Origin of the sequence: Streptomyces alboflavus (assembly GCF_000716675.1) — a bacterium.
GTDB lineage: Bacteria > Actinomycetota > Actinomycetes > Streptomycetales > Streptomycetaceae > Streptomyces > Streptomyces alboflavus.
Map to the genome: position 1 here is coordinate 53,826 of NZ_JNXT01000031.1, position 24,758 is coordinate 78,583.

Sequence of the window (24,758 nt, forward strand, 5' to 3'; positions counted from 1 at the left end):
GAAGCGACAGCGCGGTGTGCTCAAGGCCGGAGGGGGCTTCGCACACGACGCATCTGGGGGGCTGAGACCATGGACCCGATGAACCGGGGACCGGAAGAGTACGGCCACGACGGTGACGACCGCGACGGCGCGGGCATCGGCCGCGAGGGCACCCACGACGACGGCGCGGCGGCACCCGAGCACCGGACGCCGCAGGACGCACCACCGGGCCCACCCGCACCAGGCCCCTCGGCCACGGCCGACTTCGGGCCGCCCGCCGTCGCCCGCACCGTCCAAGTGGTGTCCGGCGACTTCCTGCTGACCGTGAACCCCGTCGACGGCAGCGAGATAGAGCCCTGCCCGCCGGGGGAGCAGCCCGGACACCCGCCCAAGCACTCCGCCGTCGAGCGCGCCGAACGCCGCCGCGCCGCCCAGCCCCCGGTGCCGCCGGGCCCCGCCCTGCCCCGCCTGCCCCTGCTCGAACGGCAGGAGGAGCGCGAGCGCCTGGTGCGCCTGCTCGCCCGCGGCCGCTCCGTGCGCCTCACAGGACCCGCCGGATCCGGCCGCACGGCGCTGCTCGCCGCCGTCGCCGAGGACTGCGCGGACCTCGCCCCCGACGGCGTGATCCGCCTCAGCGGATACCACCGCACCGTCGGCGACCTCCTGTACGACCTGTTCGCCGCCGTCCACGACGCGCCCCTGCACCGCCCCGACCGGGCCATGCTGCGCGAACTGCTCCGCGACATCGGCGCCGTCGTCGTCCTCGACGACCTGGAGTTCGGCGGCGCCGCCCTCGAAGAGCTCCTGGACGCGACCCCCGAGTGCGCCTTCCTCGTCGCCGCGACGCCCGACATCGCCGCGCCCTCGCCCGAGTCCCACCTCGAAGAGGTCTTCCTCGGCGGCCTCGGCCGCGGCGGGGGCCTGGAGCTCCTGGAGCGCGTCGTCGGCCGCGTCCTCACCGACGACGAGGCCAACTGGGCCGGCGACCTGTGGTTCGAGTCCGAGGGCCTGCCGCTGCGCTTCGTCCAGGCCGGAGCCCTGCTGCGGCAGCGCGACCGGCTCCTCGCCGACCCCGGCGCCTTCGACGAGTACGGCCCCGGCCAGGACCCCGGCTACGACGCGCCCTTCGAGACGGCCGGGCACGACGTGCCGCTGCCGTCCCTCGCCGACGGCGCCGCGCCCGCCGCGCTGCTCGCCTCCCGGCTCAGCGCGTCCGCGCGCGCCGCGCTGCGGCTCGCCGTCGCGCTCGGCGGCGAACTGCCGCACCCGGCCCACCTGCCCGCGCTCGTCGGCGACACCCACGCCGACGCCGCGCTCGCCGAACTGGTCGACTGCGCCCTCGTCACCCCGGTCGGCGGCCACTACCGCCTCGCGGCCGGGGTGTGCACCCAGCTGGAGGGCGCCGGATACGCCGACGACGCCGCCGCGAACGCCCAGTCCGCCGCCCGGCACTACGCCTGGTGGTCCGGGCATCCCTCGGTGGCCCCCGAGCGGGTCGCCGCCGAGGCCGACGCGGTCCTCGCCGCGCTCACCGCCCTGGTCAACGGCCCCGGAGCCGGGACCGACGGCGGCACCGACGGCGGCACCGAGCCGTCCGCCGCGGTGCTCCTCGCCCGCACGGCCGCGCCCGCCTTCGCCGGTGGGTTGAACTGGGGTGCCTGGGAGCGGGCGCTCAGGTCTGGGCAGGAAGCCTCGCGCACCTCCGGCGAGGTCGCCGAAGAGGCCTACTTCCACCACGAGCTGGGCATCCTCGCGCTCTGCGCCGGACGCCTCGACCGGGCCCGCGCCGAGTTGGAGGCCTCCATCGGCCTGCGCGGCGCCCTCGCCGACAAGCGCGGCATGATCGCGGGCCGCAGGGCGCTGGCCCTGGTCGCCGACCGCTCCGGCGGGCTGCTGCCGGACGGCCGGGCGACGGCGGGCGAGGAGGTGCCCGACGCCCGGTACGAGGAGTCGGCGTCGCCGCCCGGTGGCATCCCCGCGGCGTTCGCGCTGCCCGCGCCGCCGCCTCCGGAGGCCGACACCGTCGTCACCCGGCAGGCCGTCCCCGCGGGCGCCGGCGCGGCCGCGGGCTCCGGTGCCGGATCGACGCGCCGCTCGATCGTGCGCGGCACCCGGCGCAACCTGGTCGCGGCCGGGGCGGGCGCGCTCCTCGTCGCCGTCCTCGGCACCGTGGTGACGCTCGGCGCGACCTCCGACAAGGACGACGGGCCGCCCGACCGGGTGCGCACCGACCAGTCGGCCAGCGCGGACGACGACGGCGGCGGCCTCGGCGCGGACAAGCCGAGCGACGGCTCCTCCGAGGGTCCGGCCGACCCCGGCGAGGACGGCGTCCCCGGCACCTCCGACGACCCGAAGCCCGGCGCGAGCGGCGAGCCCTCGAAGAGCGAAGGACCGAAGGACCCGTCGGGCAAGCCGACCAAGCCCACGAAGCCCACCGACAAACCGACCAAGCCCAGCGACAAGCCGACCAAGCCGACGGACAAGCCCACGAAGCCGACGGACAAGCCGACCAAGCCCACGAAGCCGCCGACGAAGCCGCCCACGACTCCGCCGACGACCCCGCCCACCACTCCGCCGACCACGCCGCCGCCGACCACCCCGTCGCCGCCGTCCTCGCCGGACACCTCCACGTCGGCGAGCGGCCCGACGTCGTCGAGCCCGGTCACCTCCTCCGGCCCGACGACGGGCGGCACGTCCGGGTCCGGTGCGGCGGCGGTGACCTGACGGGGCGTACGCGCCGACGGAGGCGCCCGGACACACGGGGGCGTGCCCGTGGGCCGGTCGCGCCCCCCTGGCCGGGAACGCGCGGATGCGCGAAGGGGCGGGAACGCACGGATACGCGAAGGGGCCGGATTCCCTCGGGAGTCCGGCCCCTTCGCACGTGCGGGTCGCCCCGGTGGGGCGGGCGGTTCAGAACAGGCGCAGCTTGTCGTCCTCGATGCCGCGCAGCGCGTCGTAGTCGAGGACGGCGCAGCCGATGCCGCGGTCGGTGGCGAGCACGCGCGCCTGCGGCTTGATCTCCTGGGCGGCGAAGACACCCCGGACCGGAGCCAGGTGCGGGTCGCGGTTCAACAGCTCCAGGTAGCGGGTGAGTTGCTCGACGCCGTCGATCTCGCCGCGGCGCTTGATCTCGACGGCGACCGTCTGCCCGTCGGCGTCGCGGCAGAGGATGTCGACCGGGCCGATCGCCGTCATGTACTCGCGGCGGATCAGCGTATATCCCTCTCCGAGTGTCTCGATCCTGTCGGCGAGCAGCTCCTGAAGGTGTGCTTCCACGCCGTCCTTGATGAGACCCGGGTCGACGCCCAGTTCGTGCGAGGAGTCGTGGAGGACTTCCTCCATGGTGATGATGAGCTTCTCGCCCGCCTTGTTGATGACCGTCCACACACCGGCGTCGTCGCCGGAGCCCTCCTTGAGGGCGCACGGCGGCGACATCCAGTTGAGGGGCTTGTAGGCCCGGTCGTCAGCGTGAATGGAGACGCTTCCGTCCGCCTTGACGAGGATCAGGCGGGGGGCCGACGGGAGGTGGGCGGTGAGCCGGCCCGCGTAGTCCACGGAGCAGCGGGCGATGACGAGACGCATGGTCGGCAACGCTACTCGACGCGGGGTGGTGCGGCGAACTCCGTGGGTCGCTCCCGACTCCGCGGGCCCTTGGACCGCACCACTTGTCCAGCGATGAACCCGTTCGATCCTGGCCGGTTATGCGCCCAATCTCCTGGTGGTCCACCGAGCCGTTGCCTACCGTATAAGCAGGAGGTCGTCGCACGTGCACGCTGCGTATGCGAGCTCCTTCCCTGTCCGTAAGCCCCTGCTCCCTGGGGGTGCGAGAGGAGAACCCATGTCGCTCGACGTCTCACCGGCACTGTTGGAACAGGCCGAGCGAGGCGAGGTCGACGAAGCAGCATTCGTCGACTGCGTCCGGACCTCCCTGCCTTATGCGTGGGAGATGGTCAGCTCCCTGGTGGCCCAGCTGAAGGTCGACGGCGGCGAGTTCGCCGACAACCAGACGCCGCCGCCGGACGAGCAGGCGCGCGGTCAGTTGCTCCGCGCGCTCGCGAGTGACGCGATTCGCGGCGCCCTGCAGCGCCACTTCGGTGTCCGCCTGGCGTTCCAGAACTGCCACCGTGTGGCGGTGTTCCCGCTGGACGGCTCCGCAGACGACAGGCTGGCCAAGTTCACCTCGATCCGTGGCCAGTTGTTGAATCAGTCGCCGAAGCTTCGCGACTGCTGAGGACAGTTGCTGCCGCTCCGTACGCGGGAGGTGTTTCAGTCCGGGGCGGCAGCATTCTTCTGGCGGGGGCGCCTTTGTGTGGGGTTTCCCTTGGGGGTGGCCCCCTTTTTTTCTTGTCTGCGGGGCTGTGGGGGCTGGGCGCGCAGTTCCCCGCGCCCCTTTGGGGCGCTTGGTCAGGTCAGTTGGGGGAGTACTTCTGTGCCCAGGCGGCGTACGTTCTCCTCTGTCGTCGCGAGGTCGCCTGAGCCTTCCACCAGGAGTGCGAAGCGGGTGATGCCTGTGCGCTCGGAGGTCGCCGCCAGGCGGTCCGCGCAGACCTGAGGGGTCCCCACGGGGTGGATGCCGCACAGCATTTCCGTGTACCCGAGAGGGTCGCGCATGGCGCGAACGCGGCCGTCGACCGTGACATGGGCGTCGAGGCCGTACTTCAGCCAGCCCGGCATCGCCTTCGTGAGCGTCTCGTTGGCCTCCACGCGCCGGTCCGCGATCTGGGCGACCCCGGCCGAGACGTGCGCGGCCCGCGCCACCTCGTCCGGCGTGCGCCCCGCGGCCCGCGCGTGCCTGCTCCACAACGCCACCATTTCGGCCTTCTCCTCGTCGCCCACGTGCATGCCGAGGAGCATCGGCAGGCCGCGGGCCGCGGCGAGCCGGACGCTGGACGGCGAGGTGCAGGCGACGACCACCTCGGGGCCCGCGGACGGCCCGGCGCCGTCCGGCTCCGGCGGCGCGGGCCGGTCCGGGAAGGGGGCCGGGGCCGGGCACAGGGACTCCGTCGGGCGCGGCACGACCGCGACGTCGCGGAAGGCGAACCGGCCGCCGGGGCCCGCCACCCGGCCCGCCCCGCTGAGCCAGCTGAGCAGCAGGTCGAGGGATTCCGGGAACCCCTTCTCGTACGCCTCGATGCCCGAGCCGAAGACTTCCAGGTCCACCCAGGGGCCGCCGCGTCCCACGCCCAGCGAGAAGCGCCCGCCGGAGGTGAGGTGCAGCAGCGCGGCCTGTTCGCCGAGGGCCACGGGATGGACGGTGGGCAGTACGCTGACGGCCGTGCCGACGCGGATGCGCCGGGTGCGGCCGAGCAGCAGGGCCGCGAGCGTGATCGCGGAAGGACAGGTGCCGTACGGCACGAAGTGGTGTTCGGCGAGCCAGGCCGATTCGAGGCCCGCTTCCTCGGCGACTTCGACGGACCGCACGGCGCGGTGCAGTGCTTCCCCGTGGCCCTGGCCCGGGAACTGGGCGGCCAGCACAAAACTTCCTAAGCGCATCGAACTTCCTGCCTCCTTGGCACCGATGCAGGCACTCCCCTACCGGCAACAACGCGTGACAAGTGCCAAAGGCACGGCTTCGCGGGCAGATTGGCAGATTTTCTGCGCGGCGCAGGGGGGATCTGTGGGGGTTGGTGGAGGACGTGTACCCCTCGGTACGGTGCGTAGGCTGGACATACCGCCGCCCGCTGTCGGCGGCCCGCCCAGCCGAGCCACGCCAAGTACTGTCCCTTCCGTGAGGTGTCCCGTGTCGCCGCGTCGTAACCGCCCCAAGGGCGCCGGAGATCCCAGGCCGGGCCAGGCCGCCGAGGGCGCGGAGCCCGCCGGCCGTTACGGCGGCTTCCAGCGCGCCGAGAGCTGGCAGGGCGAACAGTGGAGCGTGCGCCATGTCGCGGGCGCCAGCGCGGCCGGCAAGACCTACCGCTGCCCGGGCTGCGACCAGGAGATCCCCTCCGGCCTCGCGCACGTGGTCGCCTGGCCCGAGCACTCGGGCGTGGACGAGCGCAGGCACTGGCACACGGCGTGCTGGAACGCGAAGGACCGCCGCACCACGCGGGTGCGGCGGTCCCGTAACGCGCCGAGGTACTAGGGCCGTTCCCGCGGGGCGGGCCAGGTCCGGTCAGACGTCGCGCTTCTCCAGGAGGGCGAAGGCGCCGATCACGGCGGCGGCCGTGATCACGACGAGCAGCATCAGCTGGGACGTGCCCGTGCTGGTGCTGTCGAGGCCGTCGATCCGGAAGATCTTGGCGAGCGAGTTGATGGCGTTGTAGTCGGCCATCTTGTCGCCGAGCTTCTGGGTGCTGTCCCAGATGCCGAGGAAGCCCGGCAGGATCGCGGGCACCAGGACCACGCCGAGCATCGTCGTGATGGCACCGGCGGAGTGGCGCAGCATGGAGCCGACGGCGAGCGCGAGCACGCCGAGCAGAGAGACGTACAGGGCGCCCTTGACGACCGTGCCGCCCCAGGCGATGTCGCCCGCTTCCGGGCCGCTGTGCGCGCCCGACGCCATCAGACCCACGAGCAGGATCGAGCCCGCGGACGCCACGAAGGCGATGATGAAGAAGATCAGCGCCTTCGCCGCGAGCACGCGGTGGCGCTGCGGCGACGCGGTGAACGTGGTGCGGATCATGCCGGTGCCGTACTCGGACGAGGTCACCAGGACGCCCAGCGTGATCAGGCAGATCTGGCCGAGCATCAGGCCGAAGAACGCCGGGACCGTGAACGGCACGTCGCGGTAGTCGTCGGCCTGCGTGTTCGCGACGGCGAGCAGCCCGATGCCGATGACGAGGATCAGGAAGATGCTCAGCGTCCACACCGTGGAGCGGACCGACTTGATCTTCGTCCACTCGGAGGCGAGGGCGTGCCCGAGGTTGGTCTTCTTGATCGGGATCGGCGAGGTGTAGGCGTTGCTCATCGCCTGCTGCCAGGCCGACGGCGGGGCCGGGGCGGCGGGCGCGGGCGCGGCGGGGGCGCCCGCCATGCCCGGGGCGCCGTGCGGCACCGGGGCCCCGGCGTGCGCGTAGGCCTGCTGGGGCTGCTGCACGGGGGGCTGGGGCTGCTGGGCCGGGGCGGCGGGGGCCTGCTGGTCCTGCGGCTGCTGGGGCTGCGCCTGCGGCTGCTGCGGAGTCGGAGGCGTGGTCATCGGGATTCCTCGTTGTCGGTGGCGCTCTTGGTCATGTCGGGCGCGGCGGAGGGGGCCGCGGCCGGGGCCTGGGGGGCCGCGGCCGGGGCCTGGGGGGCCGCGGCGTACGGGTTCGCGTCGGGGGCGGGCGGCGCGGCGGGCGCGCCCTGCGGCATCGCGAAGGGCTGGCCGCCCTGCTGGGGCGGCGGCGGGGCGTACCAGCCGGGCTGGTTCTGGCCGGGCACCGGCAGCTGGGGCTGCTGCGGCTGCGCCATGGCGCCGGGCGGGAGCTGCTGCTGCAGGCCCGCGCGCTGGTCGACGGTGGAGCGGTAGTCGACGGCGCCCTGCGTCATGCGCATGTACGCCTCTTCCAGCGAGGCCTGGTGCGGCGAGAGCTCCCACAGGCGGACGTCCGCGCCGTGCGCGAGGTCGCTGATGCGGGGCAGCGGCAGGCCGGTGACGCGCAGCGCGCCGTCCTGCTCGGGCAGCACCTGGCCGCCGGCCTCGGTGAGCGCGGCGGTGAGCTTCTCGCGCTGCTGCGGGTCGGTGTCGGGGGTACGCACCCGGGCGAAGTCGGCGGAGTTCGCCGAGATGAAGTCCCTGACGCTCATGTCCGCGAGCAGCTGTCCGCGGCCGATGACGATCAGGTGCTCGGCGGTGAGCGCCATCTCGCTCATCAGGTGCGAGGAGACGAAGACCGTGCGGCCCTCCGCGGCGAGCGACTTCATCAGGTTGCGCACCCAGAGGATGCCCTCGGGGTCGAGGCCGTTGACGGGCTCGTCGAAGAGCAGCACCTGCGGGTCGCCGAGCAGCGCGGCGGCGATGCCGAGGCGCTGGCCCATGCCGAGCGAGAAGCCCTTGGAGCGCTTCCGGGCCACCTCCTGGAGGCCGACGACCCCGAGGACCTCGTCCACGCGCCGGGCCGGGATGCCGGAGAGCTGCGCGAGGCACAGCAGGTGGTTGCGGGCGTGCCGACCGCCGTGCACCGCCTTGGCGTCGAGCAGGGCACCGACCTGGCGGGGCGCGTTCGGCAGCTTGCGGTACGGGTAGCCGCCGATCGTCACCTGCCCCTGCGAGGGCGCGTCGAGCCCGAGGATCATGCGCATCGTCGTCGACTTGCCGGACCCGTTGGGGCCGAGGAAGCCGGTCACGGTGCCGGGCCGCACCTGGAAGGAAAGGTTGTACACGGCTGTCTTGGCGCCGTAGCGCTTCGTCAGGCCGACTGCCTCGATCATTCTCCGCACCCATCGAATGGTTCAGGACGTCGGGGCACACGCCCCCGTAAGGGTTAGGAGGATATCTGTGGGCTGACGGTTCCAGCCAAGAGCGAGTAAAACTCCGGTCAAGCCGAGGGGGCGGGTCCATCGGTCAGGGAGCCGCCCAGCGGAGGCAGGTCGTCGTACCGGAGCAGCTCCGCGGACTCGTCGGCGTACGGCAGGAAGTCCGTCTGTGGAAGCACCCAGCCCTCCTCGCCGAAGACGCGGGTGCCCTCCTCGCGCACGGAACGCTCGGCTCCGGCGCGGGCCACCCAGGTCTCGGGGTCCGGCCCGACCAGCTTCCCCAGGCGCGGGGAGGCCGCGAGCAGCGCCCGCAGCAGCGTCGCCTGGTCGCCGCCGCCCGGCCTGGGCAGGGCGCCGCCGGGGTCGGTGAGGACGCCGTGCGCGCTGAAGTAGATGTACGCGCCGCTCAGCCGCTCGCCCGACGGCAGCGTCATCGGGAACTGGTCACCCGGAAGCACCGCCCGCCGGTAGTCCGGGAACTCGGTCTCGTCGACCGCCTTGAGCTGCGCCGAATCCAGCCACGTCAGGACGAGCTCGGTCGCCGCGGCGCGCTCCACGTACGGGGTGGCCGCCACGTACCCGGCGGGGCTGATGTGCCCCGAGCAGCCCACGGCGATCCCCTCCACCCGCACCGGCGCCATCGGCACCGCCGCCGGGATGCCGAGGCGGGTGAGCTTGTGCGCGACCTGGCCGGGCGAGGCGTTCGAGCCGACCGCGATGACCGGGTGCCGGTCGCCCGTGCTCGCCTGCCCGAGGTCGGTGAGGACGGCGTCGAGCGGCTGCCCGTCGAGCTCCGTGACGCGCCAGTCGCCGAGCCGCCGCGGGCGCACGTCAAGCCGGAGCAGTTCGTCGCCGGTCAGGAGGGAAGGGCCGGGGGTCGGGCGTCCGGGGTAGGTCAGCGGCGCTCTCGCCGGTACGTCGTCCAAGCCGAGGCTTGCGAGGCTTCGGTCCTTTGTCGTCACGGTGACGCCTTTCGGAATGGTCGCGCGATGCGGAGACGCAGCCTGCCACGCGGGGTCCGACCGTCCCGGGACCCGCCCTCGCCTCCCGTGGCGCGATTGCTCGGGACGTGTCCTGGGAAAGATGCCAGTCCATTCTAGGTTGCCTCTCCAACTGGCCTGACAACGAGGGGACTTGAGGCTGGTGGTGGATCGGTCGCGACGACACGGGCGGGGTCCGCACCCGCGGTACCGGAAATCCGTTCGCTGGTGGATCGCCGGTCACTCCGTGCACTCGCTGCTCCTGATGGCGCTGGCCGCGCTCGCGGTCCTCTCCGCCCTCGTCGCGGCGCTGTGGACGCTCGCCGAGACGTCGAAGCGGTCCTTGGGGGAGCGCTTCGGAGCCCAGGAACAGGTCTTCGACCTCGGCCTCACGGTCCTGCGCGCCTGCGTCGGCACCGACAATCTCGAACCGCAGCGCGACAACACCGCGCAGCAACTGCTCGCGACCGTCGCCTCGATCACCGGCGCGCTCGCCCCCGCGGTCCTCCTCGGCATCGTGCTGATCAAGATGTTCGCGCTGCGGCCCTTCGTCTGGCGGCGGCGCGCGAGCATCTCCCAGGCCAGGACCACGGACTTTCCCGACTACGCGCTGCGCTGCGCGAGCGGCCAGGACGCGGTCATCGCCATCCGCTTCTACAACCGCTTCGACAACCTGTCCGTCGTCGACCTCAGGGCCCGGGCGCACCTGCGCTACCTGGAGCCCTCACCGCACGACGGCAGCCTCGTCATCTACAAGAAGTGGCTGAAGGTCCTGGACGAGAAGGGCGAGCCCGCCGACGAGCGCTACTGGCTCGCCGTGGAGCGCGGCGCGCCCTTCACCGTGTGGATACCGATCGAGGCCCCGGTGCCACGGCTGCCGTTCCGCGAGATCCAGGGCAAGGACCTGTCGCGGTCGAGCGGGGTCAAGCTGCTCGTCCGGCTGAGCGCGCGCACGGTGCGCCTGGGCACGGAGGTCGCGGACGAGCGCTGGTTCGACCTGGAGGCCGGGGACTTCGAGCTGGGCCGCTTCGTGCCGCTTGAGCCGGACCTGGACAAGGACGTGTGGCGGTGGGGCGGCTGGTCGCGGTTCGACGACCTGCTGCCGCCGGGGGACGGGCAGGGGGCCGGCTGAGGCGGGCGTCAGGCGTCGCGCTTCTTCAGCAGGACGTAGCCGCCGAGCAGGGCCAGGGCCGTCCACGCCACCATGATGCCGAGTCCGCCCCAGGGGCCGTACGGGGTGTCGTCGTCGAAGGGCGACTTCACCTGCATGATCTTGCTTCCGGCCTGGTCGGGCAGGAAGCGGCCGATCTTCTTCGTCGCCGACACATTGCCGAGGATGCTGGAGATCAGGAAGAAGAACGGCATCAGGATGCCGAGGGACAGCATCGGGCTGCGCAGCATCGCGGCGACGCCCATCGAGAACATCGCGATCAGCGTCATGTAGAGCCCACCGCCGATGACCGCCCGCAGCACGCCCGGATCGCCGAGGTGCGCCTTGTACTCGCCGAGCATCGCCTGGCCGAGGAAGAACGCGACGAAGCTGGTGGCGATGCCGACCACGAACGCGAGCAGCGCGGCGACCGCGACCTTGCTGAACAGGAACGTGCCGCGCTGCGGGACCGCCGCGAGCGAGGTGCGGATCATGCCGGTGTTGTACTCGTTGGAGACGACCAGGACACCGAAGACGATCATCGCGAGCTGGCCGAGCGACATCCCGGCGAAGCTGATGTACGTCGGATCGAAGGTGATCTTGTCCTCGCGGCTGAGGTTGTCGTAGTCGTTCTTCGACAGGATGCTGATCAGCATGCCGAGGGCGATCGTGACGACGACGGCGAGGCCGAGCGTCCAGACGGTCGAGGCCACCGAGCGGATCTTGGTCCACTCCGACCTGAGTACCTGCGTCGCGGCCATGGCTCAGTTCCCCTTCCCCGGCTGCTGCCAGGTGGCGCCCCAGCCCTGACCCGGGGGAGTCCCGCCGGGCGGCGGTGCCGAACCGGGGTCGGCGGTGGTGGGCGGCTGGTGGTCCGCGTGCGCGTGGTACTCCACCGACTCGGCCGTGAGCTGCATGAAAGCTTCCTCCAACGAGGCCTGCTGCGGGCTGAGTTCATGCAGGACGAGCTGGTGCTGCGCGGCCAGCTCGCCCAGCTGCTCGGAGCCGGCGCCGTCCACTTCGAGCGTGCCGTTGCCCGCCTCGACGGCGGTGATGCCCGCCTCGTGCAGCACGTCAAGGAGACGCTCGCGCTGCGGGGAGCGAAGGCGGACGTAGGAGCGCGAGTTCTGCCGGATGAAGTCCGACATGGAGGTGTCGGCGAGCAGCCGGCCCTGGCCGATGACGACGAGGTGCTCGGCGGTGAGCGCCATCTCGCTCATCAGGTGCGAGGAGACGAAGACCGTGCGGCCCTGGGCGGCGAGGGACTTCATCAGATTGCGGATCCAGTGGATGCCCTCGGGGTCGAGCCCGTTCACCGGCTCGTCGAACATCAGGATCTCGGGGTCGCCGAGCAGCGCGCCCGCGATGCCCAGGCGCTGGCCCATGCCGAGCGAGAAGCCCTTGGCCTTCTTCCTGGCGACCGCCGTCAGGCCCACGGTGTCCAGGACCTCGTGGACCCGGGCGCGCGGAATGCCGTTGGACTGCGCCAGGCACAGCAGGTGGTTGAAGGCGCTGCGGCCGCCGTGCATGGCCTTGGCGTCGAGGAGCGCGCCGATGTACTTCAGCGGGTCCTTCAGCTGGGCGTAGTGCTTGCCGTCGATCCGCACATCGCCCGCGGTCGGGTTGTCGAGCCCCAGCATCATCCGCATCGTCGTCGACTTGCCCGCGCCGTTCGGCCCGAGGAAGCCCGTGACGGTGCCCGGGTGGACGGTGAAGGTGAGGTTGTTGACGGCGACCTTCTCGCCGTACCGCTTGGTAAGCCCCTCAAGCTCGATCATGCGCACACGCTAAGACGGGACGGAGCCCCCTGCCACTCGGCGTGGCAGGGGGCTCCGTCGTCGTTCACCCCGTGTTGGCGCTCTCCGCGTCAGCGGCTCTGCTGGGCCGGGACCCCCCGCGAGATCGGCTCGTCCTCCGCGGGCGTGCCCGCGGCGGCGACAGCCGCGCCGGTGAGCGTCGCGAGCATCTCGCGGACGTTCGTCAGCTGGGCGTTGATGGAGTCGCGGCGGTTGGTGAGAGCCGCCAGCTCCCGCTCCGACTCGCTGCGGATCCGGTCCGCCTTGGCGTTCGCGTCCGCGACGATGTCCTCGGCCTGGCGCTGTGCCGTCTCGACGGTCTGGCGGGCGCGGCGCTCGGCGTCCGTGCGCAGCTTCTCCGCCTCCAGGCGCAGCTGCTCCGCGCGGTGCTCGATCTCCGCGAGGCGCTTCTCGGCCTTGGCCTGACGCGAGGCCAGGTCGCGCTCGGACTGCTCCCGCCGCTTGGCGAGGTTCGTCTCGAAGTCGGCCGCGGCCTGGGCGGCCTTGGCGCGGGTCTCCTCGAAGAGGGCGTCCGCCTCCTCGCGCTTGGACTGCGCGTCCTTCTGCGCCTCGGCGCGCAGCGCGCTCGCCTCGCCCTTGGCCTTCTCGACGATGCGGACGCCCTCGTCCTCGGCCTTGGACTTGCGCTCGGCGGCGAACGACTCGGCGTCGTTGCGCACCTGCTGGGCCGCGGACTCGGCGAGCTCACGGTGCTGCTCGGCGGCGCGCCGCGCCTCCTCGCGCAGGTCCTTCGCCTCCTCCTCGGCGAGACGGAGGATCTTCTCGACGCGAGCACCGAGCCCGGCGTACGACGGCTCGGCGTCGGCCACCTGAGCCTGGGCGTTCTGCGTCTCGAGGTGGAGTTCCTCGATGCGCTTTTCCAGAGCAGTGATACGGGTGAGAGCGGAGTCTCGGTCGGAGACGAGCTTGGAGATACGTTCGTCCACCTGAGCGCGGTCGTACCCACGCCGCACAAGCTCGAAGCCGTAGGGGGAAGTGTCGCTCATGGGGTTCCTGTCGAATGAGACCGGGTGAGGTGATAGAGGGAATCCTAGGGGGCGTTGCGGCGTGTCATCGAGCGTATGCCCGTTTGATCTGGAGAATGACACCCCTTTTGAGTGGCTAACCGGCAGACTGCTTGCCAGCGACAGGGCCGAAGGTCCTCGCCGAGCACGGAACAGGCCCGGTGGCTAGCCTTCTGACGGCTTGCCACCCGAACGAGTCGCACCGGCCGCGGCCCCCGCCTTGACGCCACCGTCCTTGCCCCCGGTCTGCGGGGCCTCAAAGGATTCCAACGCCTCGAGCACGTCCTGGACACGGGAAATCTCCGCATTGATGTCCGCGCGGCGCCGCACGAGCACCTCCAGCTCCCGCTTGCCCTCGTCGACCATCTGCTCGGCCTCGGCCCGCGCCTCGTCACGCAGCCGCTCGGCCTCGCGCACCAGCTCGGCCTTCTTCGTCCCGGCCTCCTTGAGCAGGCCCTCGGCCTTCTTCACGGCGGCGATCCGCACCGAACTCGCCTCCGAATTGGCGTCCGCGACCAGCTCCTTGGCCTTCGCCTCGGCCTCCGCCAGCTGCTCCTCGGCGGCCTTGACCAGCGCGTCGCAGCGCTCGCCCGCGGTCTTCATCGCCTCCGCCGACTCGCGCCTGGCGCGCTCGTGCAGCTCCTCGATCTCCGTCGTGATGCGGTCGCGGTGCTCCTCGGAGCGCTCCCTTATCGCGGTCGCGTCCCTGCGGGCACCGACGAGCAGCTCATCGGCGTCCGTACGCGCCTTCTCCACCAGCGAGTTGCCCTCGACGGTGGCCTCGCCGACCAGACGCTCGGCCTCCTTGCGGGCCGCGCCGACCATGGTGTCGGCCTGCGCCTCCGCGTCCGTCGCCGACTTGAGCGCCTTCTCCTGGGCGTCCGCCGTCAGCTTCTCCGCCTCGGCCGCGGCCTCCGTGATGAGCGTGTCGACCTGCTCCGCGGCCTCCGTGCGCCGCTTGTTGGCCTCCTTGCGCGCCTCGTCGAGGGTGCGCTCGGCCTCCTCGCGTGCCTGCGACCTGACCCGCTCGGCCTCGGCGTCGGCCTCCTCCTTGACGCGCGCGGACTCGGTGCGGATCCGCTCGGCCTGCTGCTGCGCCGAGCCCACGTTCTCCGCGGCCTCCGCGCGCAGCCGCTCGGCGTCGCCCGAGGCGTCCGAGATCAGCTGCTCGGCCTTCGCCACGGACTCGGCCCGCACCCGCTCGGCCTCGGTGGCCGTGTCGGCCTTCAGCCGGTCGGTCTCGGCGATCGTCTCCGCCGTCAGGCGCTCGGCCTCGCTGCGGGCCTCGCCGATCAGGGTGTCGGCCTGGCTCGCCGCGTCGTTGCGGATGCGGTTGGCGTCGTCGCGGGCGTCGGCACGGGTGCGGGCGGCGTCCTGCTCGGCTGTCGCGATGGTGTCCGACGCCTCCGTGCGCACCCGCTGGGCGTGCTCGGACGCGTCCGACCGCAGCTGCTCGGACTCCGCGATCGCCTCCGCGACCGTGCGCTCGGCAAGGGCCTTGGCGGCCTCCGCCTCCTGCGCCGCCTCCCTGCGCGTACGACTGGCGTCCTCGCCGGCCCGCTCCCGCTCCGCGTACGCGTCGGCGCGGACGCGGTCCGCCTCCTCCTGCGCCTCGCTGCGGGTGCGCTCCGCGGCGTGCTCGGCCGCCGAGCGCAGGCCCGCGATCTCCTCCTGCGCCTGCTCCTGCAGGCCCGACACGGAGTCCCGGACCGACTGGGCCTTCTGCTCGGCCGCCGACACCAGCTCCGTGGCCCGCGCCTCGGCCTCCTCGACCAGACGGACCGCCTCGGCCTGGGCCTCCTCCACGCGCTTGCGCGCCGACGCGAGCAGTTCCTCGCTCTGCTCGCGCGCCCGCTCCCGCTCCTGGTCGGCCTCCGTGCGCGCCGCGCCCAGGGTCTCCTCGGCCTCGCGGCGGCGCCGGACCGCCTCGTCCTGCGCGGCCGAGAGGGCCTCGGCGGCCTCCGCGGCGACGCGCTCGGCGGCCGCGGCGGCCTCCGCGCGCACCCGGTCCGCGGACTCCTGCGCCTCGGTCTTCAGCCGCTCCGCCTCGGCGGCCGCGTCCGAACGCAGCCGCACCGCCACCGACTCGCCCTCGGCACGCGCCTGCGAGGCGTCCGCCGCGGCCTCCGTGCGAAGGCGCTCGGCCTCCGTCTCCGCCTGCGACTGCAGCGCCCGGATCCGCTCGGCCGCCTCCGTGCGAAGGCGCTCCGTCTCCTCGGCGGCCTCACGGCGGATCCGCTCGGACTCGGCGCGGGCGTCGCTCAGCGACTGCTCCGCCGCGGCCAGGCGCTCCTCGGCCTCGGTGTGCAGCCGGGTCAGCTCGGTGTCGGCCTCGGCCTTGCGGGCCGCGACCGCGCGCTCGGTCTCCTCGCGCAGCGCCTGCGCGGCGGTCTGCGCCTCCGACGTGACCGTCTCGGCCTGCTCGGCGGCCTCCGTGCGGTGCCGCTCGGCCTCCGCGCGGGTGCGCTCCAGGGTCTCCTCGGCCTGCTTGCGCAAGGAGGTGGCCCGCTCGATGGCCTCCGTGCGGACCCGCTCGGCCTCGGTGGTCGCGGCCTGCCGGGCCTCCTCCGCGTCGGCCTTGGCCTTGCCGAGCAGCTCCTCGGCGGAGCGCGCCGCCTCCTCGATCTGCTGGACGGCCTCGCGCCGGGCCTCGCCGCGGATCTTCTCGCCCTCGGCGACCGCGTCGGCCCGCAGCTGCTCGGCCTCGCCGCGCAGCCGCCGCGCCTCCTCCTGCAGCTCGACCGTCTTGGCGCGGTACTCCTTGGTGTCGTCCTTCGCCGCGCCCTTCAGCTGCTCGGCGATGTCGTGCGCCTCGCCGCGCAGCCGGTCGGCCTCGGCCTCCGCCTCGGCGCGGACCCGCTCGGCCTCCTCGGCGGCGGCGCGCGTGGTCGCCTTCGCCTCCTCGGACGCCTTGTCCAGGACCTCCTCCGCGGTCCGCGCGGCCTTCGCGATCTCCGACGCCGTCTCCTCGGCGGTGATCGAACGGGCCTTCTCCGCGGCGTCCGCGATCAGCTTCTCGGCCTCGGCGCGGGCGTCCTGGACCTTCTGCTCGGCGGCCTCCTTGGCGGCCTCGGCCTCCTTGGTGGCCTCGCCGACGAGCCGGGCGACCTGCTCCTTGGCCGTACGCGTGCGCTGCTCGCCCGCGGCCTCGGCGGACGCCAGCTGCTTGGCCGCCGCCTCCTTGGCCTCGGCGACGACCTTGTCGGCCTCCGTGCGCGCCTCGCGCAGCGCCGTCTCCGCCTCCGCCATGCGCTGCTCGGCGCTCCGGCTCAGCTCGGCGGTCTTGCGGCGGGCCTGGTCGGACTCGGCGGCGGTGGACGAGCGCAGCGCCTCGGCGTGCTCGGTGGCCTCCTGGGCCTGGGTGGAGGCGGCGTTCAGGAGGCGCTCGGCGTCGGTGCGGGCCCGGCGCAGGAGCGCCTCGGCCTCCGCGCGGGCGCTCTCGGCGTCCGCGGTGAGCCGCTGGCGGGCCTGCTCGGCGACGCGCTCGGCCTCGGCGCGGGCGGCGGCGAGGGCCTGGTCTGCCTCGGCGCGCGACTCGTCGAGGAGGCGCCGGGCCTGCTGCTCGGTGCGGGCGCGCAGCTGCTCCGCCCACGCCACGTTCTCGTTGACGTGCGACTCGACGGTCTGGCGGCGCTCGTTCAGCTCCTGGTCGAGCTGCTGGCGCCGGGACACGGCCTCCGCGTGCAGCTCCGACTGGAGCCGGGCCTGCTGCTCGGCGTGCTCCTGGAGGATGCGCTGCGTCTGGGCGCGGGCGTCGCGCAGCTCGCGCTCGGCGTCGGCGCGCAGCTGTTCGGCCTGCACCTGCGCGTTCCGCAGCAGCTGCTCGGCCTGATAGCCGATGTCGGCGCTGTCGTAGGCAGGCCGGGACGCGAGGTTGCGGCGCGCCTCGTGCAGCTTGGCGCGCAACACCTCGACCTGGTAGCCGAGGTCCTCGGCGTGCTGGACGGCCTTCTCCCGCTCGGTCTTCAGCCGGTCCATCTCGGCCTCGAACCGAGAAAGATGGTCGGCCTCAGCCGGTCGTCGGCTGTCCTGGCTCTCGTAGCCCCGCACTGCGCGGTCCCGTCCTTCCCCAAGCTCTCGGCTTCGCTCGAGCAGGGGTGACCCCGTTCCTGGTCTCACACCCCTGCCGTACGAGTCCCGTCCAGCCGCCGAACGGGACCCCCGGAGAATGGTGTCAGATCAACAGTGGAGCTCGGGCTGCTGCCCCGATGCTCGTCCCCCGAAACCCGGACCCCGGCAAGCGACCGCCCAAGGTTTCGGACGGCCGCCCCCAACCCTACCGGCCCGGATATGTGGGGGTCAGTGCTCCGTCTGTTCGGCGGGTGCGGAAGTGACGAGTTCGGTGAGGACCCCGTGGCAGTCCTTGGGGTGCAGAAAGGTGATCCGGGACCCCATGGAGCCGATGCGCGGCTGGTCGTAGAGCACCCGGACGCCCTTGTCCCTGATGGCCGCGGCGTCGCCGTCGACGTCGGCCGTGCCGAAGGCGATGTGGTGCACGCCCTCCCCGTTCTTGGCGAGCCACTTCCCGACGGCGGAGTCCTCCCGGGTGGGCTCCAGGAGCTGGAGGTAGGAGGCGCCGCCGTCCGAGGTCTCGTTGATCTTCAGCATGGCCTCGCGCACGCCCTGCTCTTCGTTGACCTCGGTGTGGAACACCTCGAAACCGTACGTAGCACGATAGAACTCGACGGTCTCGTCGAGGTTCCGGCAGGCGATCCCGATGTGGTCGATTCGCGTCAGCATGCGTCAAGTGCAGCGCCCCCGACCGTGATTACGCAACGTGCGCGCGATCACACCGGCTGCCCGGTGACGTGCGCCGTACCGCTCAGTACATTCGAGTAAACCCTCGTTCACTCTCCTCAGCTCCCCAGCTGGAAGGGGCCGTGCCACATGTCTGGAACGACCGGAACCACCTCAGTGATCGTCGCGGGCGCGCGCACGCCCATGGGGCGTCTGCTCGGCTCGCTCAAGTCCTTCTCCGGCGCGGACCTCGGCGGCTTCGCGATCAAGGCGGCGCTCGACCGGGCGGGCATCGGCGGCGACCAGGTGCAGTACGTGATCATGGGGCAGGTGCTTCAGGCCGGGGCGGGGCAGATCCCGGCGCGCCAGGCCGCCGTCAAGGCGGGCATCCCCATGAACGTCCCGGCACTCACCGTCAACAAGGTGTGCCTCTCCGGACTGGACGCCATCGCCCTCGCCGACCAGCTGATCCGCGCCGGTGAGTTCGACATCGTGGTCGCGGGCGGCCAGGAGTCCATGACCAACGCCCCGCACCTGCTCCCCAAGTCCCGTGAGGGCCACAAGTACGGCGCCATCGAGATGCTCGACGCGATGGCCCACGACGGCCTGACCGACCCCTTCGAGAACATCGCCATGGGCGAGTCCACGGAGAAGCACAACACCCGTCTCGGCATCGCCCGCCCGGAGCAGGACGAGATCGGCGCCCTCTCCCACCAGCGCGCCGCCGCCGCCCAGAAGAACGGCACCTTCGACGCCGAGATCACCCCCGTCGAGGTCCCGCAGCGCAAGGGCGACCCGGTGCTCGTCTCCCGCGACGAGGGCATCCGCGCCGAGACCACCGCCGAGTCGCTCGGCAAGCTGCGCCCCGCCTTCGCCAAGGACGGCACCATCACCGCGGGCACCGCCTCGCAGATCTCCGACGGCGCCGCCGCCGTCGTCGTGATGAGCAAGGCCAAGGCCCAGGAGCTCGGCCTCGCCTGGATCGCGGAGATCGGCGCGCACGGCAATGTCGCGGGCCCCGACAACTCCCTCCAGTCGCAGCCGTCCAACGCCATTCGGCACGCCCTGAAGAAGGAGGGCCTGACCGTCGACGACCTCGACCTCATCGAGATCAACGAGGCCTTCGCCGCCGTCGCGGTCCAGTCAATGAAGGACCTCGGGGTGTCCACGGAAAAGGTGAACGTCAACGGCGGGGCCATTGCCCTCGGTCACCCGATCGGGATGTCCGGCGCCCGTCTCGTCCTGCACCTGGCCCTGGAGCTGAAGCGGCGCGGCGGCGGCGTCGGCGCGGCCGCGCTGTGCGGCGGCGGTGGCCAGGGCGACGCGCTCATCCTGAAGGTGGCGAAGAGCTGAGACGGTCGGCCGGGGCGTGCTTGCCCCGGCCCCTCGCCCCGCCGCTGACGCTCGACTCGTCCACGTAACGTACGGAACGGAGCCGCAATGCAGGACGTCCCCTCCCTCGTCGCGCAGGCCCGCGAGGGCCGGCCGCGGGCCGTGGCCCGGCTCATCTCGCTGGTCGAGGGGGCGTCGCCGCAGCTGCGCGAGGTGATGGCGGCGCTGGCTCCGCTGGCCGGGCACGCGTACGTCGTCGGGCTCACCGGATCGCCCGGCGTCGGCAAGTCGACGTCCACGTCGGCGCTGGTCAGCGCGTATCGGCGGGCTGGGAAGCGGGTCGGGGTGCTCGCCGTCGACCCGTCGTCGCCGTTCTCCGGCGGCGCGCTGCTCGGCGACCGCGTCCGGATGTCCGACCACGCGTCCGACCCCGGCGTCTACATCCGCTCCATGGCCACCCGCGGCCACCTCGGCGGGCTCGCCTGGGCCGCCCCCCAGGCCATCCGCGTGCTCGACGCGGCCGGCTGCGACGTGATCCTGGTGGAGACCGTCGGCGTCGGCCAGTCCGAGGTGGAGATCGCCGCGCAGGCCGACACGTCGGTGGTCCTGCTCGCGCCCGGCATGGGCGACGGGATCCAGGCGGCGAAGGCCGGGATCCTGGAGATCGGCGATGTGTACGTCGTCAACAAGGCCGACCGCGACGGCGCGGACGCGACCGCGCGCGAGCTGAACCACATGCTCGGCCTCGGCGAGTCCCGCTCCCCCGGGGACTGGCGGCCCCCCATCGTCAAGACGGTCGCCGCCCGCGGCGAGGGCACCGACGAACTCGTCGAGGCCCTGGAGAAGCACCGGGCGTGGATGGAGGAGCGCGGCGTCCTCGCCTCCCGCCGCGCCACCCGCGCGGCGGGCGAGGTCGAGGCGATCGCCGTCACCGCCCTGCGCGAGCGGATCGCCGACCTGCACGGTGACGTGCGCCTGGGGGCGCTGGCCGAGCGGATCGTGGCGGGGGAGCTGGATCCTTATGCGGCGGCGGATTCGCTGGTGGAGGGATTGACTTCGGGCTGAGGGGCCCGGCCGGGGCCTTGTTGCGGGGCTGGGCCGGGGCCGGCCGGAGGCCCGCACGGCGTCGCGCGGGCCGGTGGGATGGGGGAGCCCACCCACCCGGGCCGGGGCTCGGGGCCGACGGCAGTGGGTGGGTGGGCCGGGGGGTCCGCCACTGAGTGGCGGGGCGGGGCGCCCTGGGGGGTGGGGGCGCCGTGGTCTTGGGGTGGGGCGCGGAGGGTCAGTCGTCGTAGCGGTCGGCGGTGACCTTGCCGGAGGTCAGGTCGACGTTCCAGTGGGCCTCGGTGCCGTCGGCCGACGTGGTCTCGACGTCCCAGACGTTCACACGGGCGCCGTCGTCGTCGATGTCCACGGAGGTCACCTTGCCCTTGTCGGCGGCGGCCTTCGCGGCCTCGCCCGCGGTGACCGAGGAGCCCTTGAGGGCGGCGGCGATCCGCGAGGTCTCCGCGGCGTCGTCCCCGTCATCGTCTCGGTCGACGTGCGAGCCGAGGACCTTGCCGTTGCCCGGGTCGACCTGGACGCTGTGCCAGGTACGCCCGTCCTTGCCGAGGACGTCGACGTCCCAGATCAGGCCGCCGTTCTCGTCGTCGAGGTCGACGGAGACGGCGGTGCCCGGCTTCGCCTTCAGCGCGGCGGCGACGGCCTCGGCGGCGTCGACCTTCGCGCCCTTCGCCTCGGCGGCGTTCTCGGCCTTGTCGCCCTGCGCCTCACGGGCGTCCTCACGGGCGTCGTCCAGGTCGTCCCGGTCGTCGTCACGAGCGTCGTCGCGGTCGTCGTCCCGGTCGTCCCGGGCGTCGTCCCGACGGTCCTGGGCGTCGTCCGCCGCGTCCTCGGCGGCGTCGTCGGCGTCGTCCCGGTCGTCGTTCACCCGGCTGTCGTCGTGCTTCAGCTGCACACTGGACTTGCCCGCCGCCGACGACTCGTCGTCGCCGCCCAGCGCGAAGGCCGTCGCGGTCCCGCCCCCGACGAGCGTGGCGGCGACGACGGTGGCGATGACGATGTTGCGCTTCATGAGGGTTCCTCCCGAGTGGTTGGCCCCGTTGCGGGGCCGTCCGTTCCGACGAGAACCAAGTTGCCTGAACGTTCCTGAAGCCCTCCTGAAGGAGCCTGAAGAACTCTTCAGGTTGGCTCAGGCATCCTGAACGCATGCTCCCGCCCGTCTCCCACCACCACCCTGCTCGAGACGCTGCGCGTCACCCCTTTCGTCTGTTGATCGTGGAAGACGAGAAGCGACTTGCCCTCTCCCTGGCCAAGGGCCTGATGGCCGAGGGCTACGCCGTCGACGTCGTCCACGACGGCCTGGACGGTCTGCACCGCGCCACGGAGGGCTCGTACGACCTGCTGATCCTGGACATCATGCTCCCGGGCATGAACGGCTACCGCGTCTGCTCGACCCTGCGCGCCGCCGGACACGACGTACCGATCCTGATGCTGACCGCGAAGGACGGCGAGTACGACGAGGCCGAGGGCCTGGACACCGGCGCCGACGACTACCTGACCAAGCCGTTCTCGTACGTCGTCCTCGTCGCCCGCGTGAAGGCCCTGCTGCGCCGCCGCGCCGCGTCCCCCTCGCCCGTCCACACCCTGGGCGACCTGCGGATCGACACCGCCGCCCGGCGCGTGGTGCGCGGCGCGGGCGAGGGCGAACCGGGCACGGAGATCACCCTCACCGCGAAGGAGTTCGCCGTCCTGGAGCAGCTCCTTGTCAAGGCCGGCCAGGTGGTGTCCAAGGCCGACATCCTGGACCACGTCTGGGACTTCGCGTACGAGGGCGACCCCAACATCGTCGAGGTGTACGTGAGCACGCTGCGCCGCAAGCTCGGCGCCCCGCTGATCAAGACCGTCCGCGGTGCCGGATACCGACTGGAGGCCCCCCGATGAGGCGGCTCTTCGGCTCTGTGCGCGCCCGCGCGACCGTGGGCGCGACCCTCGTCGTGGCGCTCGCCCTGGTCGCCGCGGGCGCCGCCGTGCTCCTTTCGCTGCGCGCGAGCCTCATCGACCAGGCCGACTCGCAGGCCGAGTCGGCCGCCCGGAAGGTGGCGGCGCAGCTCGCCATCAGCACCGACCGCGAGCTGGAGCTCCCGGACGGCGAGGACAACCCCGTCCAGGTCGTGGACGAGAAGGACCGCCTCCTCGCGGCCAGCGACGAGCTGGAGTCGGTGACGGGCACGGGAGTGAGCGCCGTACGTCCCGAACCGGGCTTGTTGAAGCCCGGGCCCAGCTCCAAGCCTTCCAAGAATCCCAGCGCGAAGCCCACTGCGAAGCCCACCCCGAAACCCACGGACACCGGCGACGACGCCGATGACAGCGACGACAGTGACGACAGCGACGACGAGAGCGACGCGAGCGAAGCCGCCGAGGACCGCAGGGAAGCCGCCGAGGAGGCGGCGGAGGACGCCGCAGAGGACAAGGATTCCCCCGTGGCCGGTGCCCTCTCCGACAAGACCCGCACCAGCGAGGGCTCGGCGCGGGTCGACGGCGAGACCCAGGACTACCGCTTCGCCGCCGTGCGCGTGGACACCGAGGCGAAGGGCGAGCTGACCGTCCACGCCGGTGCCCCCCTGGCCGCCGAACAGAGCGCCGTGAAGACCGCGTTGACCGCGATGCTGATCGGCTTCCCGGTCCTGCTCGCCGTGATCGCGGGCGTGACCTGGCTGGTCACGCGCCGCGCGCTCAGGCCCGTGGACGCGATCCGCGCCGAGATGGCGGCGATCACCGCGTCCGAGGACCTGGCGCGCCGGGTGCCCGAGCCGGACACGCACGACGAGATCGCGCGCCTGGCCCGGACCACCAACGAGACCCTGGCGGCCCTGCAGACCTCGGTGGAGCGCCAGCGCCGTTTCGTCGCCGACGCCTCCCACGAGCTGCGCAGCCCCATCGCCTCGCTGCGCACCCAGCTGGAGGTGGGCGCCGCCCACCCGGACCTCCTCGACGTGCCCGGCGCCGTCGAGGACACCGTGCGCCTCCAGGAGCTGGCCGCCGATCTGCTGCTGCTCGCCCGCCTGGACGCCGGTGAGAAGCCGGGCCAGGGCCGGGTGGATCTGGCGGCCCTGACCCGTGAGGAGCTGTCGCAGCGCACGGGGGACCGGGTGGCTGTGACGACGGAACTGAAGAGTGTCGAAGTGGCCGGTTCCCGCGGTCAGTTGGCGCGGGTGCTCGGCAACCTCGTGACCAACGCGCAGCGGCACACCCGCTCCCGGGTCGTGGTCACCACTCGGGCCGACGGGGACTGGGCCGTGCTTGAGGTGGCGGACGACGGCGACGGAGTGCCGCCGCAGGAGCGGGAACGGATCTTTGAGCGGTTCGTACGGCTCGACGACGCGCGCAGCCGTGATGAGGGAGGCGCGGGTCTCGGCCTCGCCATCGCCCGCGACGTGGCCGCGCGCCATGGCGGCACCCTCACGGTCGACGGCGCCCCGGGTGGGGGAGCGGTCTTCGTGCTGCGCCTGCCTGTCGCTGACCCTCGCGGTACGTGAGCGCCCCAAGGATGAGCGCCCCGAAGGGGCGCGGGGAACTGCGCGCCCAGCCACTGGCGGCCCGCAGTGTGACAGTGCGCCTCCGGGGGAGCGCTGAAGCGGCGGGGTTCGCCCACCCTGCGCCTACCGATCGCCGAGCCTCGCGGTACGTGAGCGCCCCGAAGGGGCGCGGGGAACTGCGCGACCAGCCACTGACGGCCCGCAGTCGGACACTGCACCTCCAGCGAAGCAGTGAAGCGGCGGGGTTCGCCCGCCCCACCCCGCTACGTCACAGCGACAGCGTCATGGCTTGCCGCGCAGTCCGCGCAAGTGCTCCGCGATCGGCGTCAGCGCCTTGTGGAGGTCGCCGAGCGCCTCGGGCGAGATCAGGTCGACGAAGTGCTGCCGCACGGAGGCGACATGGTGGGGTGCGACGCGCTTCATGGTGTCCATGCCCTCGTCGGTGAGCACGGTGAAGAGGCCGCGTCGGTCGGACTCGCAGTTCTCCCGGCGGACCAGGCCCGCGTTCTCCATGCGGGTGATCTGGTGGGAGAGCCGGCTCTTGGACTGCAGGGTGGCGGCCGCGAGGTCGCTCATACGCATCCGGTGGTCTTCGGACTCGGAGAGATGTACGAGGATGTCGTAGTCGTTCATGGTGAGGTTGAACGGCTGGAGATCCTTCTCCAGCTGGTACGTCAGCATCCTGTTGACCTCCACGTGGGTGCGCCAGGCGCACTGTTCCTCGTCGGTCAGCCACTGCGGGGCCGTCTCGGTCTCCATGGAATCGATTCTACCTAAGAAGTTGAATGGTGAACGAGTGTCGGGGTGTGACACGCCTCGCACCCCTC

At 72.7% G+C, this 24,758-nt stretch carries 20 protein-coding genes; 8 read left to right on the top strand and 12 right to left on the bottom strand.

Annotation, left to right across the window (positions count from 1 at the left end):
- Positions 1-69: 69 nt before the first annotated feature.
- Positions 70-2,703, top strand: coding sequence for an ATP-binding protein (locus tag OO63_RS23260; protein WP_030361224.1), 2,634 nt, complete (start codon positions 70-72; stop codon positions 2,701-2,703).
- A gap of 186 nt (positions 2,704-2,889) precedes the next feature.
- Here OO63_RS23260 and nucS read toward each other — a convergent pair whose 3' ends face one another.
- Positions 2,890-3,561: an endonuclease NucS gene (nucS, locus tag OO63_RS23265; protein WP_030361225.1), complete on the bottom strand. Its 672-nt coding sequence runs from the start codon at positions 3,559-3,561 to the stop codon at positions 2,890-2,892.
- Positions 3,562-3,817: 256 nt separating this feature from the next.
- On the opposite strand from nucS, the gene OO63_RS23270 reads away from it, so the two are divergent.
- Entirely contained in the window at positions 3,818-4,210 is a 393-nt protein-coding gene (locus tag OO63_RS23270; RefSeq protein ID WP_030361226.1) for an SCO5389 family protein, read from the top strand.
- A gap of 173 nt (positions 4,211-4,383) precedes the next feature.
- Here the strand turns inward: OO63_RS23270 and OO63_RS23275 are convergent, their stop codons facing one another.
- The gene (locus tag OO63_RS23275; protein ID WP_030361227.1) at positions 4,384-5,472 is read right to left on the bottom strand and encodes an LLM class flavin-dependent oxidoreductase; all 1,089 of its coding nucleotides are present in this window, start codon (positions 5,470-5,472) and stop codon (positions 4,384-4,386) included.
- A 247-nt stretch (positions 5,473-5,719) separates the two neighbouring features.
- Between OO63_RS23275 and OO63_RS23280 the strand changes: the two genes are divergently transcribed.
- Positions 5,720-6,061: a hypothetical protein gene (locus OO63_RS23280; protein ID WP_030361228.1), complete on the top strand. Its 342-nt coding sequence runs from the start codon at positions 5,720-5,722 to the stop codon at positions 6,059-6,061.
- Between the two features lie 30 nt (positions 6,062-6,091).
- Here OO63_RS23280 and OO63_RS23285 read toward each other — a convergent pair whose 3' ends face one another.
- The 3 genes from OO63_RS23285 to OO63_RS23295 form a co-directional block, all read right to left on the bottom strand.
- Positions 6,092-6,952, bottom strand: coding sequence for an ABC transporter permease (locus OO63_RS23285; protein ID WP_030361229.1), 861 nt, complete (start codon positions 6,950-6,952; stop codon positions 6,092-6,094).
- A 158-nt stretch (positions 6,953-7,110) separates the two neighbouring features.
- Positions 7,111-8,328, bottom strand: a complete 1,218-nt coding sequence (locus OO63_RS23290) for an ATP-binding cassette domain-containing protein (protein ID WP_030361230.1) — start codon at positions 8,326-8,328, stop codon at positions 7,111-7,113.
- Between the two features lie 107 nt (positions 8,329-8,435).
- A complete protein-coding gene (locus tag OO63_RS23295; protein WP_051811108.1) occupies positions 8,436-9,335 on the bottom strand; it encodes a hypothetical protein in 900 nt (299 codons plus the stop codon).
- A 265-nt stretch (positions 9,336-9,600) separates the two neighbouring features.
- Here OO63_RS23295 and OO63_RS23300 point away from each other — a divergent pair, with 265 nt between their 5' ends.
- Positions 9,601-10,485, top strand: a complete 885-nt coding sequence (locus OO63_RS23300) for a hypothetical protein (protein ID WP_030361232.1) — start codon at positions 9,601-9,603, stop codon at positions 10,483-10,485.
- An 8-nt stretch (positions 10,486-10,493) separates the two neighbouring features.
- Here OO63_RS23300 and OO63_RS23305 read toward each other — a convergent pair whose 3' ends face one another.
- The 5 genes from OO63_RS23305 to mce form a co-directional block, all read right to left on the bottom strand.
- Positions 10,494-11,264, bottom strand: a complete 771-nt coding sequence (locus OO63_RS23305; RefSeq protein WP_030361233.1) for an ABC transporter permease — start codon at positions 11,262-11,264, stop codon at positions 10,494-10,496.
- A gap of 3 nt (positions 11,265-11,267) precedes the next feature.
- On the bottom strand, positions 11,268-12,281 hold the full coding sequence (locus OO63_RS23310) for an ABC transporter ATP-binding protein (protein WP_030361234.1): 1,014 nt from the start codon (positions 12,279-12,281) through the stop codon (positions 11,268-11,270).
- Between the two features lie 89 nt (positions 12,282-12,370).
- Positions 12,371-13,306, bottom strand: coding sequence for a coiled-coil domain-containing protein (locus tag OO63_RS23315; RefSeq protein WP_030361235.1), 936 nt, complete (start codon positions 13,304-13,306; stop codon positions 12,371-12,373).
- A gap of 183 nt (positions 13,307-13,489) precedes the next feature.
- Entirely contained in the window at positions 13,490-17,374 is a 3,885-nt protein-coding gene (gene scy, locus OO63_RS23320) for a polarized growth protein Scy (protein WP_030361236.1), read from the bottom strand.
- A gap of 249 nt (positions 17,375-17,623) precedes the next feature.
- Positions 17,624-18,064, bottom strand: coding sequence for a methylmalonyl-CoA epimerase (mce, locus tag OO63_RS23325; RefSeq protein WP_030361237.1), 441 nt, complete (start codon positions 18,062-18,064; stop codon positions 17,624-17,626).
- A gap of 147 nt (positions 18,065-18,211) precedes the next feature.
- Here mce and OO63_RS23330 point away from each other — a divergent pair, with 147 nt between their 5' ends.
- Positions 18,212-19,414, top strand: a complete 1,203-nt coding sequence (locus OO63_RS23330; protein WP_030361238.1) for an acetyl-CoA C-acetyltransferase — start codon at positions 18,212-18,214, stop codon at positions 19,412-19,414.
- Between the two features lie 87 nt (positions 19,415-19,501).
- Entirely contained in the window at positions 19,502-20,458 is a 957-nt protein-coding gene (gene meaB, locus OO63_RS23335) for a methylmalonyl Co-A mutase-associated GTPase MeaB (protein ID WP_030361239.1), read from the top strand.
- 217 nt (positions 20,459-20,675) lie between these two features.
- Here the strand turns inward: meaB and OO63_RS23340 are convergent, their stop codons facing one another.
- Entirely contained in the window at positions 20,676-21,467 is a 792-nt protein-coding gene (locus OO63_RS23340) for a PepSY domain-containing protein (protein WP_030361240.1), read from the bottom strand.
- A gap of 134 nt (positions 21,468-21,601) precedes the next feature.
- Between OO63_RS23340 and OO63_RS23345 the strand changes: the two genes are divergently transcribed.
- The gene (locus tag OO63_RS23345; protein WP_051811109.1) at positions 21,602-22,336 is read left to right on the top strand and encodes a response regulator transcription factor; all 735 of its coding nucleotides are present in this window, start codon (positions 21,602-21,604) and stop codon (positions 22,334-22,336) included.
- Complete coding sequence (locus OO63_RS23350; RefSeq protein ID WP_030361242.1) at positions 22,333-23,931, top strand: sensor histidine kinase; 1,599 nt, start codon at positions 22,333-22,335, stop codon at positions 23,929-23,931. The genes OO63_RS23345 and OO63_RS23350 overlap by 4 nt, the downstream gene beginning before the upstream one ends.
- Before the next feature lie 282 nt (positions 23,932-24,213).
- Here OO63_RS23350 and OO63_RS23355 read toward each other — a convergent pair whose 3' ends face one another.
- Entirely contained in the window at positions 24,214-24,690 is a 477-nt protein-coding gene (locus tag OO63_RS23355; protein ID WP_030361243.1) for a MarR family winged helix-turn-helix transcriptional regulator, read from the bottom strand.
- Positions 24,691-24,758 lie beyond the last annotated feature (68 nt).